Here is a 17,827-nt window from a genome sequence, read left to right as displayed (position 1 = left end):
GCACTCGCCCGCTAACACACCAGATCGGCCAGGAAGACCGTACCAGTTTGTCCAAATTAGGGTCACTGTCGCGCACGCACACTCAACGCGGCCGCTCCGAGCAGGACGACGTCCTTGTCCGTGGCGACCGTCAGCCCCGGGTCCACGCCGAGCTCCGCGCTGATCGTGTCGACGTCGACGCCGAACGTCATCTCCGCCGCGCCGCTCGACGACTCGTCGAAGACGTTCGCGGGATCTCGGTCACCGTTCGCGGGGGCCAGCGCGCCGGACCCGAGCGAGACCTTGTCGCCCTGGAGATCGGCGTCCCCCTCCCACGTCACCAGCTCGACCCTGGCGGGCGAGGCGGCCGGGCTCAGCCCACCCAGCGGGATACGGACCCGCCGCGCCGCGCCCCCGACCACGGTGGCCGCGTCGAGCACCACAGCCTGGCTGTACGGCTCCGCCGGATCCGTGACGATCACCACGAGGCTCCACCCGGCATGCCTGGACACGCCCTCCTCCAGCGGTGCGTCGGCCGCCCACCACGTGCCGTTCCTGCGGGAGGCGGCGACCAGCTCACTGACGTCGGCGTACGCCTGGTAGACGGGCCCGAGCGGCAGCTCGCGGACGGCCACGTCGCCGGGCTGGACCGTCACGTAGTCGCGCTGCCCCGGCGCTCGCAGCTTGATGGGCCCGGCCTCCGCGGTGCTCGCGGACCAGTAGAGCCCGGCCCACACCACCCTGCTGCCCTTCGGCAGGGTCAGCTCGGCTCCGCTGGACGTGTGGGTGCCGGGGTCGTCGTCCCGGTCGAGCGCGGTCATCGGCCAGAGGTCGTTGTCGCGCTGACCGCGCTGACGCCGCCTGGCCTCCAGGCAGCCCGCACGCTCCTCGGGGCAGCTCAGCAGCGAGTTGCCGATCGCCCTGACGGCCACCCTGCCGTCGGTGGCGAACCTGGCCGGCGCCCCCACCAGCCGTACGCCCTCCTCGGCCTGCGCCGTGACATGCAACGAGCCCGCGTCGACCCGGACGGCGGGCACCGCGCCCTCCCGCGCCTCACCTGACACCCGCACCCGCAGGAACAGCGCCGTGCCCTGACCGGCCGCGAGCGGGGCCCTGCCGCACCGTGCGCCGCGTCCCGCCGCCCGGCACGACCAGCCGTCCACGGTGCCGGCGGCGTCGTGGCGGGTGCGCCGCGTGGGCGGGATGAGCGCCACGCCCGCCGGCAGATAGACGAACGCCGTCAGGCTCTCGCTGTCGGCCCCGCCGTAGTTGCGCAGCCGCATGCCGACGATGCCGGGCCGGGCCCGTACAAGAGATCCGAGCGCGTCGATCGTGGCGCGCAGCCGCGCCTGGGCCGGCGGCCTGCCCCTGACCGGCGGCGGTGGGGGCACCCGGGCGGGCTCCTCGCTCTGCAGCGGCACCGGCACCGGCTGCACCGAGGCCGGCGGCACGGCGACCGGCGCGGCGACGGGCTTCCTGCCCGGCCTGCCGTCGGAGAGCAGCAGCACGGTCGCCACGGCCATCGTCACCGCCATGCCGCCGGCCATCGCGGCCTGCTGGTGCCTGGGCGCCCGTCGCGCCCGGCCGAGCACCCGCAGCAGCCCGCGCGCGCCACCACCCGCCACAACCGACCTGGCCTGCGCCGCCGCGTACCCGCCGAATACCGGCCCCGCGATCAGCGGCCCGACCATGACACGCAGCCCGCGGTCGACGTCGGCCAGCTCCAGCAGCACCCCGTGGCACTCTTCGCAGCCGCTCACATGCTCGTCGACCTCTTTGGCGTCGCGCCTGGTCAGCCCGCCCCGCACGTACGCGCCCATCTTGCCGAGCACGGGGCGGCAGTCGTGCCGCGGCGGCGAGCCCAGGTGGATCTGCAGGTACGCCTGCCGCAGCCCCTCCCGCGCCCGGTACGCGAGCGCCGCCACGCCGTTGACGGACAGACCCAGCAGCGGAGCCACCTCGGCCGGCCTGCACCTTTCCACCTCGGTGTGCCAGAGCACCGCCCGCCACCGCTCGGGCAGCGACAGGAACGCCCTGGCGATCAGCGACCTCTCCAGCCCGACGAGCGACGGATCGACGAACGGCACCCCCGGGTCGTACTCCCCCATGGTCATCTCGCCGCCCTCGATCCTGGAGCGGTCGTGGACCGTGTGCCGCACCACGGTCAGCAGGTAGGTGCGGAAGCCGGACTGGGGCCCGCCGCCCCTGCCGACCAGGTCGAGGATCTTCGTGAACGACTCCGCGACCACGTCCTCCACCTCGACGCGCGAGACGAGCTGCCTGGCCAGCGCGCGGGCGGCGGCGACGTGGCGCTCGTAGAGCAGCCCGTAGGCGGCGGCGTTGCCCTCTCTGACCGCCTGAAGGAGCTCTGCATCGCTTTGTGGAGATTCGACACCCATAGTGACCTCACGATTACACGGGGTTGCCCGCGCATTCATTCCGCACTATCGGCGATGACTAAACCGCGCCCGTGCCTTTGCCTCCGAGTCGAGACCTTCGGGCAGGCCCATAAGCTTGGACGCATGACGGATCGCGACAACCTGCTGGCCGAGATCAAGAGCAAGGCCGTCGTCCACGGCAAGGTCATCCTCTCCTCCGGCATGGAGGCCGACTTCTACCTCGACCTGCGCCGCATCACGCTCGACGGCGTGGCCGCGCCCCTCGTCGGCAGGGTGATGCTCGACCTGACGGCGGACCTCGAGTTCGACGCGGTGGGCGGGCTCACGCTGGGGGCCGACCCGGTGGCGGTCGCGATGCTGCACGTGGCGGCGGCGCGCGGGCGCACGCTCGACGCGTTCGTGGTCCGCAAGGCGCAGAAGCAGCACGGCATGCAGCGCAGGATCGAGGGCCCCGAGGTGAGGGGGCGGCGCGTGCTGGCCGTCGAGGACACCTCCACGACGGGCGGCTCGCCGCTGACGGCCGTCGAGGCGCTGCGCGAGGCGGGGGCCGAGGTCGTGGCCGTGGCGACGATCATCGACAGGGGCGCAAGGGAGCGCATCACCGGCGAGGGCCTGGAATACCGCTCGGCCTTCACCCTCGAAGACCTCGGGCTCTAGCCTCCGGGGCTCTTGACGGTGAACGCGTCGCGTTCGCCGTCCTTGCCCTGGTCCCTGGGTTTGCCGTTCTCGGTGACGCGGACCGTGCCCGCGTCACTGAGCACGACGTCGAGCTCGGGCTCGAAGTAGCTGACCTCTTCGCCCCTGCTCATCTCGCGGTACTGCAGCACGTCGCCGCCCGGCACGCGTACCGTGACGATGGGGCAGGTCTCGGCGACGCACTCGATGCGCACGGTCGGCTCCCGCGCGGTGGCCGCCGTGACCGGGCCGGTCGTGGCGGCGACGGCACGCTCTCGCTCCTGCGTCGCGTCGGACGAGCCGAGCAGCGCGCGAGCGCCGATGACGAGGAGCGTCACCACGGCGCCCGCGGCGAGGAGGGCGAGCGCCAAGCGGGCAAGGCCCATCGGATCTGACCTGTGGCGTCCCACAGACGGCAGCGTACCCCGGGTAACCCCCGGTTTTCGGGTCAGTGCACGCGGTGGTGCTTGCCGTTGGGCGTGGGGGTGTTCTTACGCTCCCGGCGCTTCTTGATCACCTCGATGATGATCGGGATCAGCGAGATGAGCACGATGACGAAGACGCCCGGCAGGATGTACCTGTCGATCTGCTTGGGGTCGACCTTGCTGCCGAGGAAGTGGCCGAGCAGGAGCAGGCCCTCGACCCAGACCACGCCGCCGATGGCGTTCCACAGGAAGAAGCGCTTGGCCGGCATCTCCAGCACGCCCGCGACAGGATTCATGAACGTGCGCACGATCGGCACGAACCTGGCCAGGATCACCGCTCTGGCCGGACCGAACTTCTCGAAGAACTCCTCGGCCCTGACGACGTGCTCCCTCTTGAACAACCGCGAATCAGGTTTCTCGAAGAGTTTGCGGCCGAATCTGGCTCCCAGGAAATGCCCCAGTTGAGCGCCCGCAATGGCGCACAGCGGCGTGCCGATCAACAGGACGGGCATGGAGAGAGGCTCGATGCCCATTCCGTCAGCCACCGCGGCCGAGCTGAAAATCCCCGCGGCCACCAGGAGTGAGTCGCCAGGCAGGAAGAACCCGAGCAGCAAACCGGTTTCGGCGAAGATGATCGCGAGAACGCCGATCGTCGCGAAAGCCCCCAACACGGTCAGCCACCACGTCGGGTCGAGGAGATTCCAGAGCCAGTCCACGCCGAGAGCCTACCCGTAGCGGGCACAAACGCGTTGTGTCTACCACATGGGGTAGTGACCCGGAATACTGGGCCTGGCGCGAAGCCGTAACTTCTCAGGGAGATGAATCATGCCTATTGCGACTCCAGAGGTCTACGCTGAGATGCTCGACCGGGCCAAGGCCGGCGGATTCGCCTACCCGGCGATCAATGTGACGTCGTCGCAGACGTTGAACGCCGCCCTGCGCGGCTTCGCGGAGGCGGAGAGCGACGGCATCGTCCAGGTCTCCACGGGCGGCGCCGAATTCCTGTCAGGAGCCACCGTAAAGGACATGGTCACGGGCGCGACGGCGCTGGCGGAGTACGCGCGGGTCGTGGCCGCGAAATATCCCGTCACGGTGGCGCTGCACACCGACCACTGCCCCAAGGACAAGCTCGACGGCTTCATGCGGCCGCTGATCGACATCTCCCTCGAGCGGGTCTCCAAGGGCCTCGACCCGCTCTTCCAGTCGCACATGTGGGACGGCTCGGCCGTGCCGCTCGACGAGAACCTGGAGATCGCCAAGGAGCTCCTGGAGAAGTGCGCCAGGGCGCGGATCATCATGGAGATGGAGATCGGCGTCGTCGGCGGCGAGGAGGACGGCGTCGTCGGCGAGATCAACGAGAAGCTCTACACGACGCCCGAGGACGCGCTGGCCACCGCCGAGGCCGTGGGCCTCGGTGAGAAGGGCCGCTACATCCTGGCGGCGACGTTCGGCAACGTGCACGGCGTCTACAAGCCGGGCCACGTCAAGCTGCGGCCGAGCGTGCTGAAGGACCTCCAGGACGCGGTCGCGGCCAAGTACGGCAAGGAGAAGGCGTTCGACCTGGTCTTCCACGGCGGCTCCGGCTCGTCGCTCGAGGAGATCCACGAGGCCATCTCGTACGGCGTCGTCAAGATGAACATCGACACCGACACCCAGTACGCCTTCACCCGGCCGGTCGCGGACCACATGTTCCGCAACTACGACGGCGTACTGAAGGTGGACGGCGAGGTGGGCAACAAGAAGGCGTACGACCCGCGTTCGTACGGCAAGGCCGCCGAGGCCGGGATGGCGGCGCGCGTCGTCGAGGCGTGCGAGAACCTCAAGTCGAGTGGGACGAAGATCTCGTAGCGCCTTTCGCGGCCCGGCGGGTATGACTTGTCGTATGGATAACCTTCTCGCCGGGCCGCCCCCGACTCAACTGCCGGATCTGCCCGAGGCCAGGGAGGCGCTCGAATCGGGCGCCAAGGCCGCCGACGTGGCCGCCCGCTTCCCCGCCCATCCAGCGGCATGGGCGTCGCTCGCGGAGGAGTACTTCGCGCAGGGCCATGCCGTCACCTCCTACGCCTTCGCCCGCACGGGCTACCACCGCGGGCTCGACCAACTGCGTCGCAACGGCTGGAAGGGACACGGCCCCATCCCTTGGGAGCACGAGCCCAACCGCGGCTTCCTGCGCTGCCTGTACGCCCTGTCCAGGGCCGCCCAGGCGATCGGCGAGAAGGACGAGGCCGAGCGGTGCCTGCAGTTCCTCAAGGACAGCACGGAGACCGGTTACGACGCGCTCACCAAGGGCTAGCAATCGCTGTCTTGGGACGTATGGGCACGTTCGGGTAGTCTCTCTACGCAAGAGCCCCTGTCGCGCTTGCGCCAGGGGTTTCGATTTGTGCACGGGAGACACAACCATGCCGGCTGCCGTTCTCGTTGGCGCCCAGTGGGGCGATGAGGGCAAGGGCAAGGCCACCGACCTGCTCGGTGGCGACGTCGACTACGTCGTCCGCTATCAAGGTGGCAACAACGCGGGACACACCGTGGTCATCGGGGACCAGAAATACGCGCTCCATCTCCTACCCACGGGAATCCTGTCGCCTGACGTCGTGCCCGTTATCGGCAACGGCGTGGTCATCGACCCCGGGGTGCTGCTGAGCGAGATCGACGGGCTGGCCGCGCGCGGCATCTCCGCCGAGCGGCTGCTGATCTCGTCCAACGCGCACCTGATCATGCCCCACCACAAGGCCCTCGACAAGGTCACCGAGCGCTACCTGGGCAAGGCCAAGATCGGCACCACGGGGCGCGGCATCGGGCCGGCGTACGGCGACAAGATCGCCCGCATGGGCGTGCGCGTGCAGGACCTGCTCGACCCCGGCATCCTGGCGAAGAAGATCGAGGTCGCCCTGACCGAGAAGAACCAGGTGCTGACCAAGGTCTACAACCGGCGCGGCATCGAACCCTCCGCCGTCCTGGAGGAGTACCTCGCCTACGCCGAGCGGCTCAAGCCGCACATCGCCGACACCTCGCTGGTGCTCTCCAAGGCGCTGGACGAGGGCAAGTTCGTGCTGCTGGAGGGCGGCCAGGGCACGCTGCTGGACATCGACCACGGCACGTACCCCTTCGTCACGTCCTCCTCGCCCACCTCGGGCGGGGCCTGCGCCGGCGCCGGCATCCCGCCGAACCGTCTCACCAAGATCATCGGCATTCTCAAGGCGTACACCACCCGCGTCGGCTCCGGTCCCTTCCCGACCGAGCTGACCGACGAGGTGGGCGACTGGCTGCGGCAGACGGGCGGCGAGTACGGCGTCACCACCGGCCGCAACCGGCGCTGCGGGTGGTTCGACGCGGTCATCGCCCGCTACGCGACCCGGATCAACGGGATCACCGACTACTTCCTCACCAAGCTGGATGTGCTGTCCGGACTGGAGAAGATCCCGGTGTGCGTCGCCTACGAGGTGGACGGGGTGCGGCACGACGAGATCCCGATGACGCAGACGGACTTCCACCACGCCGTTCCGGTCTACGAGGAACTGCCGGGGTGGCAGGAGGACATCACCAGCGCGAAGTCGTTCGACGACCTGCCGCCCACCGCGCAGGCGTACGTGCGGGCGCTGGAGGAGATGAGCGGCGCCCCGATCTCGGCCATCGGCGTCGGCCCCGGCCGCGACCAGACCGTGGTGGTGCGCTCGCTCGTCTGATCCCGCGATCGACTCGTTCCCCTTACCGCCTGATTAGTCCCTGTCGGCCGTGATATTGACAGAGGGCCACGGAAGATCGGAGAGGGGGCGCGGTGACGTTGCTCGGGGGCCGCTACCGGCTGCAGTCGCAGCTCGGCGAGGGCGGCATGGGCACGGTCTGGCGGGCGACGGACGAGCTGCTCCAGCAGGAGGTCGCCGTCAAGGAGGTCAAGTTACCGCCGGACCTCGACGCGGCCTCGCGGACCGAGCTGACCGAACGCACGCTCCGCGAGGCACGGGCCGCGGCGCGGCTGCGTTCCCACCCCTCCATCGTCACCGTGCACGACGTCGTCCTCGACGGCGGGCGGCCGTGGATCGTCATGGAACTGGTCCGCGGCCGCTCCCTCGACCAGGCCGTACGTGACAACGGCCCGCTGCCGCCGCGGCAGGTCGCCGGGATCGGCCTGCGGGTGCTCGACGCCCTCGCGGCCGCGCACGCGTCGGGCGTCCTGCACCGGGACGTCAAGCCCGCCAACGTCATGCTCACCGACGACGGGCGGGTGCTGCTGACCGACTTCGGCATCGCGACCATCGCCGGAGACCCCGCGCTCACCCAGTCCGGGTTCCTGACCGGCTCGCCCGGCTACATCGCGCCCGAGCGTCTGAGGGGCGAGACGGACGGCCCTGCCGCCGACCTGTGGTCGCTCGGCGCCACGCTCTTCACGGCCGTGGAGGGCGGCCCGCCGTTCGCCGGCCCGAACACCGCCGCCGTGCTGGCGGCCGTGCTGATGCAGGAGCCCGCCCCCTTCCGGCTGGCAGGACCGCTCGCGCCCGTGCTGGCCGCGATCCTGGAGAAGGACCCGGCGCGGCGCTGCCCGCCGGACGAGGCGGGCCGCTCGCTGGAGGCCATCTCGCGGGGGAACCCCGCGACCGCCCCGGCCCTGAGGCAGCGGCACACCAGGCCGGTACGCCAGCCTCGACGCGGCCGGACCAAGCTCGCCGTGGGTGCCGTGCTGGCGGTGGTGCTGGTCGTGACGGCGACGGTCGTGGTCGTGCCGCGCCTGTTTCCGAACGTCGTCCGCGTACTCGGCTTCGCGCTCTCACCCCCGGTCACCTACTCGGTGCCGACCTACTCGATGCCGACATTCGGCCCGCCGTCGCCGACAACGCCGCAGATCAAACGCGCCTTCGAGGCGTGCGACCTGCTGACCAGCGCCCAGGTGCGCTCGTTGCTGGGCGGTTCGGCCAAGCGCCAGTATCTGTCCGCCGGCAGCTGCATGTGGAACAAGGGGGACGGCACCGGGCTGAACCTCAGCGCCATCAGCTCCTCCTGGAGCGCGTGCGCCGCCCATGAGCAGACGGTCAAGAGCATGAAGGAGGAGCCGAAGCGCGTCCCTGGGACCAAGCTCCGCAAGGGTCCGGCCGTGGGCGACGCGGCGTACAGCTTCACCCAGAGATCGGTCCTCGGCGGGCTGCGGCTCTATCGGACGCAGATCTCCTTCTGCCTGTCGAACGTCTGGGTGCTCATCTACCTGAACCACCGCCGGTCCGGGTTCGCCACCGGTGACCAGGCGGCCAAGCTCGTCGCGGCGGCCCTCGACAAGTATCGCTAGTGCGCCCTGGTTGATGCCTGGGCCCGCCGGGCCTCATATGGTTAGGTCATGCCTCGTTTCCGCCACATCCTGGACACCATGGCCGCCTACAAGCCGGGCAAGGCCGTTGTGACCCCCGACGGCCGGTCGTACAAGCTGTCGTCGAACGAGTCCCCGTACGACCCGCTGCCGTCCGTGGTCGAGGCCATCGCCGAGGGGGCGCGGCAGATCAACCGCTATCCCGACCCCGGCGCGGTCAAGCTGACCGAGGCCATCGCCGAGCGGTTCGGCGTGCCGGTCGACCACATCGCCCTCGGCGCGGGGTCCGTCACGGTGGCGCAGCAGCTGTTCGAGACGGTCGGGGAGCCCGGGGCCGAGGTCGTGTACGCATGGCGGTCGTTCGAGGCGTACCCGCTGCTGGCCGACCTGGCCGGAGTCACGTCGGTGAGGGTGCCGCTGGTCGGCGAGGACCACGACCTGGACGCCATGGCGGCGGCGATCAACGACGACACCCGCATGGTGTTCGTGTGCAACCCGAACAACCCCACCGGCACCGCCGTCCGCCGGGGCCCGCTGGAGGCGTTCCTGGACCGGGTGCCCGAGCACGTGCTGGTGGTGCTGGACGAGGCCTACCGCGAGTACGTGCGCGACGAGGACGTCCCCGACGGCCTGACCCTCTACCGCGACCGGCCGAACGTCTGCGTGCTGCGTACGTTCTCCAAGGCATACGGGCTGGCGGGCCTGCGGGTCGGCTACCTGGTCGCGCACGAGCCGGTGGCGACGGCCGTGCGCAAGACGATCATCCCGTTCGCGGTCAACCACCTCGCCCAGGTGGCGGCCATCGCCTCGCTCCAGGCCGAGGACGAGCTGCTGGAGCGGGTCGAGCGGGTGGTCAAGGAGCGCACGCGGGTCCGCGAGTCGCTGATCTCCCAGGGCTGGACGGTGCCGCCCACCGAGGCCAACTTCGTCTGGCTCAGGCTCGGCGAGCGCACCATGGACTTCGCCGCGGCATGCGCGGTCGAGGGGGTGGCCGTGCGGCCGTTCGCGGGGGAAGGCGCCCGCGTGTCGATCGGCGACCCGGAGGCCAACGACGCCTTCCTCGCGGCGGCGAGCGCCTTCCACGGCTGATCAGCGGCTGATCACCTGCGGCGCCTACACGCCGCGCTGCTCGACCGGGGGGTCAACATGGTGCCGCGCGGGCTGTGGTGCCTGTCCACCGCGCACACCGAGGCCGACGTCACCGTCACCGTCGAGGTCTTCGAGGACGCGCTTCGGTCTCTTCCCCTCGTTTGAGATCACCAGCGCCACGCCCACCAGGATGACCAGGCCACCGACGAGCACCTGCGTCGTGATCGGCTCGTGCAGCACGAGCGCGCCCAGCGCGACGGCCACGGCCGGGTTGACGTACGCGTAGGTGGACACCAGCGAGATGGGGGCGTTGCCGAGCAGCCACGAGAACGCGGTGAACCCGATCAGGGATCCCACCAGGATCAGATAGGCCAGCGCCACCCAGGACCTGGTGGTGACGGCCGACAGGTCGAGCCGCTCGCCGATCCCGGGGCCGAGCACCAGCAGTCCGGCGCCGCCCACGACCATCTCGACGGCGCTGGTGGCGAGCGGGTTGGCCGGCATCTGGATCCTGCCCGACAGGAACGAGCCCACGGACCAGGACACCGAGCCGAGCAGCACCGCCACGATCCCGACGCCGCTGCCGCCCTGGGCGCCGGTCAGCGAGAGTGCCGCGACCCCGCCGAGCCCGATCAGCACACCCACGAGCGTGAGCGCCTTGGGACGGTCGCGCACGGCGAACCTGAACACGACCAGCCACAGCGGCACCGAGGCCACCAGAAGCGCCGCCAGGCCCGTGGAGATGTACTGCTCGGCCACCGCCAGCAGCCCGTTGCCCAGGGTCAGCAGCAGCACGCCCACGAGGGCCGCGCCGAGGAACTGCCTGCGCGACATCCTGAAGGCCGCCGGCCCCGACCGCACCAGCAGGAAGCCGGCGAGCAGGACGGCGGCGGCGATGAACCGCATGGCCCCGCTCAGCATGGGCGGCATCGACTCGACCGCGATGCCGATCCCGAGATACGTCGAACCCCACACCACGTAGACGGTGGCCAAGGCACCCCAGACCATGAGCGGAGTGCGACTGTCAGTGGTGTCTAACTTCATGACTCATGACCATACAGGTCGGCTCTGACGTGCTCCGGCAGGTATCGGACCCAGAACGACGGCGACCCGCAACGCCGGACGGATCAGCCCGAAACCGGTCACATCGCTACCACGACTCGCGGCCATGCACGTGATGTTGGGCGAAAGCACGGCGCCCCGACCAGAAACGCACACCGGGAGCGCGCGACTCGACTCACCGAGCGGCAGGGGCGGCGCCGGAAAGAATTTGGCGCCCCCGTCCGAATCTCGTCGATCGGGGGCGTCCGAGAACATACCCGCATCTACACGGGTCAACCAATAACTTCACCGGGGTCAATGTGGGAGTTCGCAGTGATGACACTGATTGTCAATGCCATCGTCTGCCACAGGTCACGACAAAGTACCCAAACGCCCCGGAACCACTCAGCTCTTTCCGCGCGGACGAGAGCCCGCCGCCATCAGGCGACGGGCTCAAGCACGGCACTCCCCAGGAACCGGGGCCTCATCGGGGACCGAGTTTCTCCACGATCAGCCGGTACAGCTGGCGCGGACGGCCAGGCTGGGGTGTGCGGTTCGGCGGGAGCGGCCACGCGAGTCCCTCGTCAACCAACGTGCGCAGCAACCGCCGGGCCGTGCGGGGCGTGACGCCCAGCATCTTGCCCGCCCCCTCGGCGTCGACCACGGTGTCTCCACCCTCGAGCTTGGCCGCCAGCCGGGCCAGCACCTCCACGCCCTTCGGCTTGAGTGCGGCCGATCCAGCGGGTGGCATGCGGGGAGCGGGGATGAGCGCTCGCCCTTCGCGGTCCACGGCGAACCCCTGCGCCTGTTTGCCCGCCTGCGTGCGGGCCAGCGCCGCCCGAGCGTGCGACTCCGCGTCGTGCGTCGTGCGTCCCATGCCCACGCCGACCTCGACCGCCAGACCCAGCTCGTCCCTGATCCTCCCGGCGAACGGCAGCACCCTGAACCCGTCCGTCGCCGCCACGATCGAGCCTCTGGTCGCGGTGACCAGATAGCTGTGATCGTCGATGGGCCAGACGGTGGCGTTCATCCGGTTCGCCTCCTGGACCAGGAGCCGGTGGAGCGACAGCCGCAGCTCGTCGCGCCAGTAGCGGGGCGCGGCGCGGCGTACGGGCTCGCGCAGCGTCGGCACCTCCACCAGGACCACCGTCAGCTGCGACTCCTCCAGCCGGTGATGCGCCCCCAGCAGCGCCGCTGTGTGCAGCGCCGTGCGGACCGCGCCCGAGGTCGGCCTGATCCTGATGACCGGCACGCCTGCCGCGTGCAGGCGCTCGCCCACCGCGGGCAGGCACGTCAGCGCCCCGGAGGTCGCCCCCTGCCTGACCAGGCGTTCATGGTAAGCCGCGATCGTGCCGGTGGCGCCCGGCTCGTCGCGGCTGTGCACGTCGGCGGCGGGAATGCCGAGGTCCGTGTAGGCCTCCTCGACATCTGCCCTGCTCACCACGTCGATGCTGACCCGTTGCGGGTCGATGCGGGGGTCTAGCGCGGCCTTGGCCAGCGCCGCCACCAATGCTGCTCCGCCGAGTTGGACGTACGTCGCGGGCATCGTCAGCACGCCGGAACGCCTGGCCAGGTCATAGGGGACCGGGCTGGCGAACAGGCATGCGTCGACTCCGGGACCGAGCCGCGTCACCTTGTCCGGTGCCTCCTGTTCGTCGCGGTACGCAGCCGCGACAAGGCGACACGGCAATGGTGCCGCGGCATGACCCATCAGCATGACTCGCTCGACCAAGTCGTGAGGTCCGACCACGCCGATGGTTAGGTCCGGTGTCATAGCGCCCGGGCGTGACACTCGGGGAGTTTCTTCGGCCCTATCGACCAATGTTCGTCCCATCCTGCCGTCCGTTGCAGTGCTCTCTTTTGGAACGATCGCTCGCGGGGGCCGTAATGTCACGCCCGACTTTTCCGGAAAGCCGTAGAGGTTGACCGCCCGACAAGATGTCCTAGCAGCTCAACGAGGTTTTTCCAGCGTTTTTTAGCGCTCTGAAATCTCTCGTGTAATGTCCGCGCCGAGCGCGCGCATTCGGGCGGCGAGATGCGCGTGGCCGCGGTCGATCAGGTATCCGGAGTCGATCACGGTCTCGCCCTCGGCGGCGAGCCCGGCGAGCACCAGGGCGATGCCCGAGCGCAGGTCGTGGGCCGTCACCTGGGTGCCGATCAGCGGCGTCCTGCCGCGCACCACGGCCCGGCTGCCCTCGACCTCGACGTTCGCGCCCATCTTGTTCAGCTCTCCGGCCAGGGCGAACCTGCCGTCGAAGATGCGCTCGTGGATGTAGCTGGTGCCGTCGGCGAGCGCCGCGACGGTCATCATCGGGGACTGCAGGTCGGTGGCGAAGCCGGGGTAGGTGTCGGTGATGATGTTGATCGGCCGCAGCGGGCCCTCGCACCGCACGTGCAGGACGGCGCCCTGGCGGGCGAAGTCGACCCCCATCTGCTCCAGCTTGTAGCGGACGACGCCGAGGTCGAGGCCCGTGCCCACGAGGCTCAGCTCGCCCCCGGTGATGGCCGCGGCCATCGCGAACACACCGGCGTCGAGCCGGTCGGGCATCACCGTGTGCTCGACGGCGTGCAGCTCCTCCACGCCCTCCACGGTGATGAACCCCGTGCCGCCGCCGCTGATCCGCGCGCCCATTTTGGTGAGCATGTCGATGACGTCGAGCACCTCGGGCTCCAGCGCCGCGTTCTCGATCACCGTCGTGCCCTTGGCCAGGGCGGCGGCCATGATGAGGTTCTCGGTGCCGGTGTGTGACGGGGTGTCGAGGTAGAGGGTCGCCCCGGTCAGGCCGGACGCCTTGACGTGGATGACGGTGTCGCCCTCGTCCACGATGGCGCCCAGCCGCTTGTAGCCGAGGTAGTGGAAGTCGAGGTTGCGGCTGCCGAGGTTGCAGCCGCCGACGCCCTCCACGATCGCCTCGCCCAGCCGGTGGAGCAGAGCGGGGGTGAACAGAACCGAGCCGCGGAAGCGCCTGGCGATCGCGGCGGGCAGCACGGGGCTGTCCACCCTGGAGGCGTCGATGACCAGCGTGCGCTCGGACTCGTGCAGCTCGACGTACGCGCCGACCGCCTCGGCCAGCTCGATCGCGCGGCGGACGTCTTCGATGATCGGCACGTTGCGCAGGACGGTGCGGCCCTTGGCGGCGAGCAGAGCCGCACCGATCATGGGTAGCACGGCGTTCTTCGCGCCCTGGATGAACGCGGTTCCACGCAGTGCGTTGCCACCGCGCACGCGGTAACGGACCATTCGTGCGGCTCCTTGAAATCAACGGTGAGGCTCGATCGGGCCAACAGTAGTCGCTTACACCACATGACCCAGCCGAATCATCCGCTAAAGGAAGCCCCCGTGACGCGCTCATATGCTTCTAGGTATCGCTGCCTTGTGCGCTCGATCACGTGGTCAGGAAGGGGAGGTGGGGGGGTTCCGGAGGATTTGTCCCATCCCGATTCGGGCGATAGCAACCAATCGCGCACAAATTGCTTGTCAAAAGAATACTGCGCACGGCCCGGCTGCCACTGGTCGGCCGGCCAGAATCGCGACGAGTCGGGCGTAAGCACCTCGTCGCCGAGCGTCAGAACCCCGTCGGCGTCCCAGCCGAGCTCGATCTTGGTATCGGCCACGATGATGCCGCGCTCGCGGGCGATCTCCGCGCCGCGGGTGTAGACGGCCAGGGTGATCCGCCGCAACTCCTCGGCGGTCTCCGCACCGACCTCCTGGACGACCTGCTCGTACGAGATGGGCTCGTCGTGCTGCCCCATGGGCGCCTTCGTGGACGGCGTGAAGATCGGCTCAGGAAGCCGGGAGCCGTCCTCGAGCCCCTCCGGCAGACGGACGCCCGAGACCGTGCCGTCGGCGCGGTACTCGTTCAGCCCGCCGCCCGCGAGATAGCCCCGTGCCACGCACTCGACCTGCACCATCCGCAGCGGCCTGCACAGCACGCTGCGGGCGGCGTCGCCGGGTGCCACGACATGGTTGGGCACGACATCCTTGAGCTGGTCGAACCACCACAGCGACATCTGCGTGAGAATGGCGCCCTTGTCGGGGATCTCGGTCTCCAGCACGTAGTCGAAGACCGAGATCCGGTCGGAGGCGACCATCAGGAGCAGACCCTCGTCGGTCTGGTAGAGGTCGCGTACCTTGCCGGAGTGCACGTGTTTCATCGGGCGATGTCCGTCCTGTGGAAGGAGCCGCGCAGCTCGATCCGGCCGACGAGGTCGTAGGCCGCCTGGCGCGCGCTCTCCTGGTCGGGTCCGTGGCCGACCACGTTGAGCACCCGGCCGCCGTTGGAGACCACCTCGTCGCCCTGCCGCTTGGTGCCGGAGTGGAGGACGTACGCGTTGTCGGTCTCCTGAAGCCCATTGATCACGTCGCCCTTGACCGGCGCCTCGGGGTAGTTCTCCGCGGCGATCACCACGGTCACGGCCGAGCCGTCCTTGAACACCGGGTCGAGCCCCAGCTCGCCGGTCGCGCAGGCCATCAGCAGCCCGCCCAGCGGCGTCTCCAGCCGGTCGAGCAGCACCTCTGTCTCCGGATCGCCGAAACGCGCGTTGAACTCGACGACCTTCGGCCCCTTCGAGGTCAGGGCCAGCCCCACGTAGAGCACGCCCTGGTAGGGCAGCCCGCGCCGGGTCAGCTCGCCGATCGTCGGGTGCACGACCTCCCGCATGACCTGCTCGGTCAGCCCGTCAGGCGCCCACGGCAGGGGGGTGTAGGCGCCCATGCCGCCGGTGTTGGGGCCCTCGTCGCCGTCGTAGGCGCGCTTGAAGTCCTGCGAGAGCTGCAGCGGCACGGCGGTGCTCCCGTCGCACAGCGCGAACATCGACACCTCGGGCCCGTCGAGGAACTCCTCGATCACGACCCGGTCGCACGCCTGCGCGTGCGCCAGCGCCTTCTCCCTGTCGTCGGTGACGACCACGCCCTTGCCGGCGGCCAGCCCGTCGTCCTTGACCACGTACGGGGCGCCGAACTCGTCGAGAGCGGCGGCCGCCTCCTCCTCCGTGACGCAGCTCCTGGCCCGCGCGGTCGGCACGTCGGCCGCCCTCATGATCTCCTTGGCGAACGTCTTGGAGCCCTCGATCATGGCGGCCTCTCTCGACGGCCCGAAGCACGCGATGCCCGCCTCGCGTACGGCGTCGGACACCCCCGCCACGAGCGGCGCCTCCGGCCCCACCACCACGAGATCGACCCGCAGCCGCAGGGCCAGCTCGGCCACCTGCTCAGGGTCGAGCGGATCGACGGGATGGACGGTCGCCACCTCCTCGATGCCCGCGTTGCCCGGGGCACAGTGGAGCTCGCCGACCTGGGGATCGAGTTTGAGTGAACGGCACAGGGCGTGCTCACGCCCTCCGGAACCAATGACTAGAACGCGCACGCGGTCCATTGTCGCAGGCCCGCCGCCCCGCGCACGCGAGGGTGCTCGACCACACCATTCGCCCGAATAGCACCGGAACTTTGTCGAGTTCTACCTGAGTCCAGGCCATCCTTGCGAGTATCGTCAAGTAGGTTCACCCGCCTGTGGTAAGTTAGGGCGGCTTCGCGGCGTCCCAATGCGATTGGAGGTGGTCCGGGATGAAACCTGGTGATCCCAGCAGTACGTGCTCGTTCACGTACACCCCGTATACCCCCGACCACTCCAATCCGGCAGCCTGATCGTGCCTCCGCGCATTCTGTGAGGTGACTTTTCGTCGCGCGTGGAGCGTGCCAGGTCGGGCGGAAAGGGACTGCCATGCGCTCGTCCACGCTTTTCCGTCGCATCAACCGTCACCCTGTTCGTCCGCACACCGGGCTCGCGCTCGCCGAGTCGGTGCGTGAGGTCTGCGTGCCCCCCGTTGACTCCCTCGTCGAGTACGGCGCCTACATCCAGGGCAAGAAGGTCGCCGCCTCCGGCATCGTCGAGGCGCTCGACCTCGTACGCGAGCACAACAAGAGCTCCGACGGCGCCAACGCGTTCGTCTGGGTCGGGCTGCACGAGCCCGAGGCCCCCGAGGTGGAGTGGCTCTCCGAGGTGTTCGGGCTGCACCCGCTGGCCGTCGAGGACGCCGTCAAAGCGCACCAGCGCCCCAAGGTGGAGCGCTACGGCGAGTCGCTGTTCATGGTGCTCAAGACCGTCTCCTACCTCGACCACGACGAGCTGACCGGCAACAGCGAGATCATCGCCACCGGCGAGATCATGGTGTTCCTCGGCGTGGACTTCGTGGTGACGGTGCGCCACGGCGAGCACTGCCCCCTCACGGTGGTCCGCGAGCGCCTCGAGGACAAGCCCAAGCTGATGAACCGCGGCCCCGCCGGCGTCCTGCACGCCATCGCCGACCACGTCGTCGACCAGTACCTCCAGGTCGCCGACCTCATGCAGCTCGAGCTGGAAGAGGTCGAGGCGACGGTGTTCGCCGACGTCAGCTCCCGCGACATCAACCGGATCTACCAGCTCAAGCGGGAGATGCTGGAGATGAAGCGGGCCGTCATGCCGCTGCTCTCCCCCCTGGCCGCACTGCCGCAGCGCCGCGTCATCCCCAACGACATGCGTGAATACTTCCGCGACGTCGGCGACCACCTCTCCCGGGTGTGCGAGCAGGTCGAGTCCTCGAACGAGCTGTGCAGCTCGATCCTGCAGGCCGCGCTCGCCCGCTCCAACGCGCTCGCCAACGAGGACATGCGCAAGATCTCGTCCTGGGTCGCCATCCTGGCCGTGCCCACGATGATCGCCGGGATCTACGGCATGAACTTCGACTTCATGCCGGAGATCCACCAGGTCTGGGGCTACCCCGCGGTGCTGGCCGTCATGGTGGCCGCCTGTGTGCTCCTGCACCGGGGCTTCCGCAGGAACGGCTGGCTCTAGACCCAACGCCGTTCAGTTAGGGCTGTGGTGGCGGCGTCAAGGGCTGGCCGGGATCATGTTGATGCTGATGGTGGCCTTGTAGGTGGTCCGGTCGAT

The 17,827-nt window shown here is 69.6% G+C and carries 15 protein-coding genes; 7 read left to right on the top strand and 8 right to left on the bottom strand.

Annotated elements, in window-relative coordinates; genetic code table 11:
• Positions 1-62 precede the first annotated feature (62 nt).
• Complete coding sequence (locus tag AB0J64_RS35765; protein ID WP_364037219.1) at positions 63-2,378, bottom strand: sigma-70 family RNA polymerase sigma factor; 2,316 nt, start codon at positions 2,376-2,378, stop codon at positions 63-65.
• A 123-nt stretch (positions 2,379-2,501) separates the two neighbouring features.
• Between AB0J64_RS35765 and pyrE the strand changes: the two genes are divergently transcribed.
• Positions 2,502-3,035, top strand: coding sequence for an orotate phosphoribosyltransferase (gene pyrE, locus AB0J64_RS35760; RefSeq protein WP_364037216.1), 534 nt, complete (start codon positions 2,502-2,504; stop codon positions 3,033-3,035).
• Here pyrE and AB0J64_RS35755 read toward each other — a convergent pair.
• Together AB0J64_RS35755 and AB0J64_RS35750 are read right to left on the bottom strand one after the other, a co-directional pair.
• Complete coding sequence (locus AB0J64_RS35755) at positions 3,032-3,439, bottom strand: hypothetical protein (protein ID WP_364037213.1); 408 nt, start codon at positions 3,437-3,439, stop codon at positions 3,032-3,034. The genes pyrE and AB0J64_RS35755 overlap by 4 nt on opposite strands.
• Positions 3,440-3,501: 62 nt before the next feature.
• Positions 3,502-4,194, bottom strand: a complete 693-nt coding sequence (locus AB0J64_RS35750; protein ID WP_364037210.1) for a DedA family protein — start codon at positions 4,192-4,194, stop codon at positions 3,502-3,504.
• Positions 4,195-4,303: 109 nt separating this feature from the next.
• Between AB0J64_RS35750 and fbaA the strand changes: the two genes are divergently transcribed.
• The 5 genes from fbaA to hisC all read left to right on the top strand — a co-directional run bounded on the left by fbaA (position 4,304) and on the right by hisC (position 9,860).
• Positions 4,304-5,326 carry a class II fructose-bisphosphate aldolase gene (gene fbaA, locus AB0J64_RS35745; RefSeq protein WP_364037207.1) on the top strand — a complete coding sequence of 341 codons (1,023 nt, stop codon included), beginning with the start codon at positions 4,304-4,306 and terminating at the stop codon, positions 5,324-5,326.
• A gap of 34 nt (positions 5,327-5,360) precedes the next feature.
• On the top strand, positions 5,361-5,771 hold the full coding sequence (locus tag AB0J64_RS35740; protein WP_364037204.1) for a DUF3151 domain-containing protein: 411 nt from the start codon (positions 5,361-5,363) through the stop codon (positions 5,769-5,771).
• Between the two features lie 106 nt (positions 5,772-5,877).
• Complete coding sequence (locus AB0J64_RS35735) at positions 5,878-7,161, top strand: adenylosuccinate synthase (protein WP_364037201.1); 1,284 nt, start codon at positions 5,878-5,880, stop codon at positions 7,159-7,161.
• 92 nt (positions 7,162-7,253) lie between these two features.
• Positions 7,254-8,753 (top strand): protein kinase, encoded by a 1,500-nt coding sequence (locus AB0J64_RS35730; RefSeq protein ID WP_364037197.1) that lies wholly within the window; start codon positions 7,254-7,256, stop codon positions 8,751-8,753.
• Between the two features lie 48 nt (positions 8,754-8,801).
• Complete coding sequence (hisC, locus tag AB0J64_RS35725) at positions 8,802-9,860, top strand: histidinol-phosphate transaminase (protein WP_364037194.1); 1,059 nt, start codon at positions 8,802-8,804, stop codon at positions 9,858-9,860.
• 24 nt (positions 9,861-9,884) lie between these two features.
• Here hisC and AB0J64_RS35720 read toward each other — a convergent pair whose 3' ends face one another.
• The 5 genes from AB0J64_RS35720 to purD form a co-directional block, all read right to left on the bottom strand.
• Complete coding sequence (locus AB0J64_RS35720; RefSeq protein ID WP_364037191.1) at positions 9,885-10,904, bottom strand: EamA family transporter; 1,020 nt, start codon at positions 10,902-10,904, stop codon at positions 9,885-9,887.
• A gap of 481 nt (positions 10,905-11,385) precedes the next feature.
• Complete coding sequence (locus tag AB0J64_RS35715; RefSeq protein WP_344999136.1) at positions 11,386-12,675, bottom strand: transcriptional regulator; 1,290 nt, start codon at positions 12,673-12,675, stop codon at positions 11,386-11,388.
• A gap of 201 nt (positions 12,676-12,876) precedes the next feature.
• Positions 12,877-14,142, bottom strand: a complete 1,266-nt coding sequence (murA, locus tag AB0J64_RS35710) for a UDP-N-acetylglucosamine 1-carboxyvinyltransferase (RefSeq protein ID WP_364037187.1) — start codon at positions 14,140-14,142, stop codon at positions 12,877-12,879.
• 77 nt (positions 14,143-14,219) lie between these two features.
• A complete protein-coding gene (locus tag AB0J64_RS35705) occupies positions 14,220-15,056 on the bottom strand; it encodes a phosphoribosylaminoimidazolesuccinocarboxamide synthase (RefSeq protein ID WP_364037184.1) in 837 nt (278 codons plus the stop codon).
• Positions 15,053-16,267 carry a phosphoribosylamine--glycine ligase gene (gene purD, locus AB0J64_RS35700; protein WP_364037181.1) on the bottom strand — a complete coding sequence of 405 codons (1,215 nt, stop codon included), beginning with the start codon at positions 16,265-16,267 and terminating at the stop codon, positions 15,053-15,055. Before purD ends, AB0J64_RS35705 begins: the two co-directional genes overlap by 4 nt.
• Positions 16,268-16,714: 447 nt before the next feature.
• Here purD and corA point away from each other — a divergent pair, with 447 nt between their 5' ends.
• The gene (gene corA, locus AB0J64_RS35695; RefSeq protein ID WP_364037178.1) at positions 16,715-17,731 is read left to right on the top strand and encodes a magnesium/cobalt transporter CorA; all 1,017 of its coding nucleotides are present in this window, start codon (positions 16,715-16,717) and stop codon (positions 17,729-17,731) included.
• The last annotated feature ends 96 nt before the right edge of the window (positions 17,732-17,827 follow it).

The organism is Nonomuraea sp. NPDC049695 (genome assembly GCF_040674955.1).
Taxonomy (GTDB): Bacteria; Actinomycetota; Actinomycetes; order Streptosporangiales; family Streptosporangiaceae; genus Nonomuraea; species Nonomuraea helvata.
The sequence above is the reverse complement of the archived record's forward strand: the minus strand, read 5'-3'. Positions and strand labels throughout refer to the sequence as shown.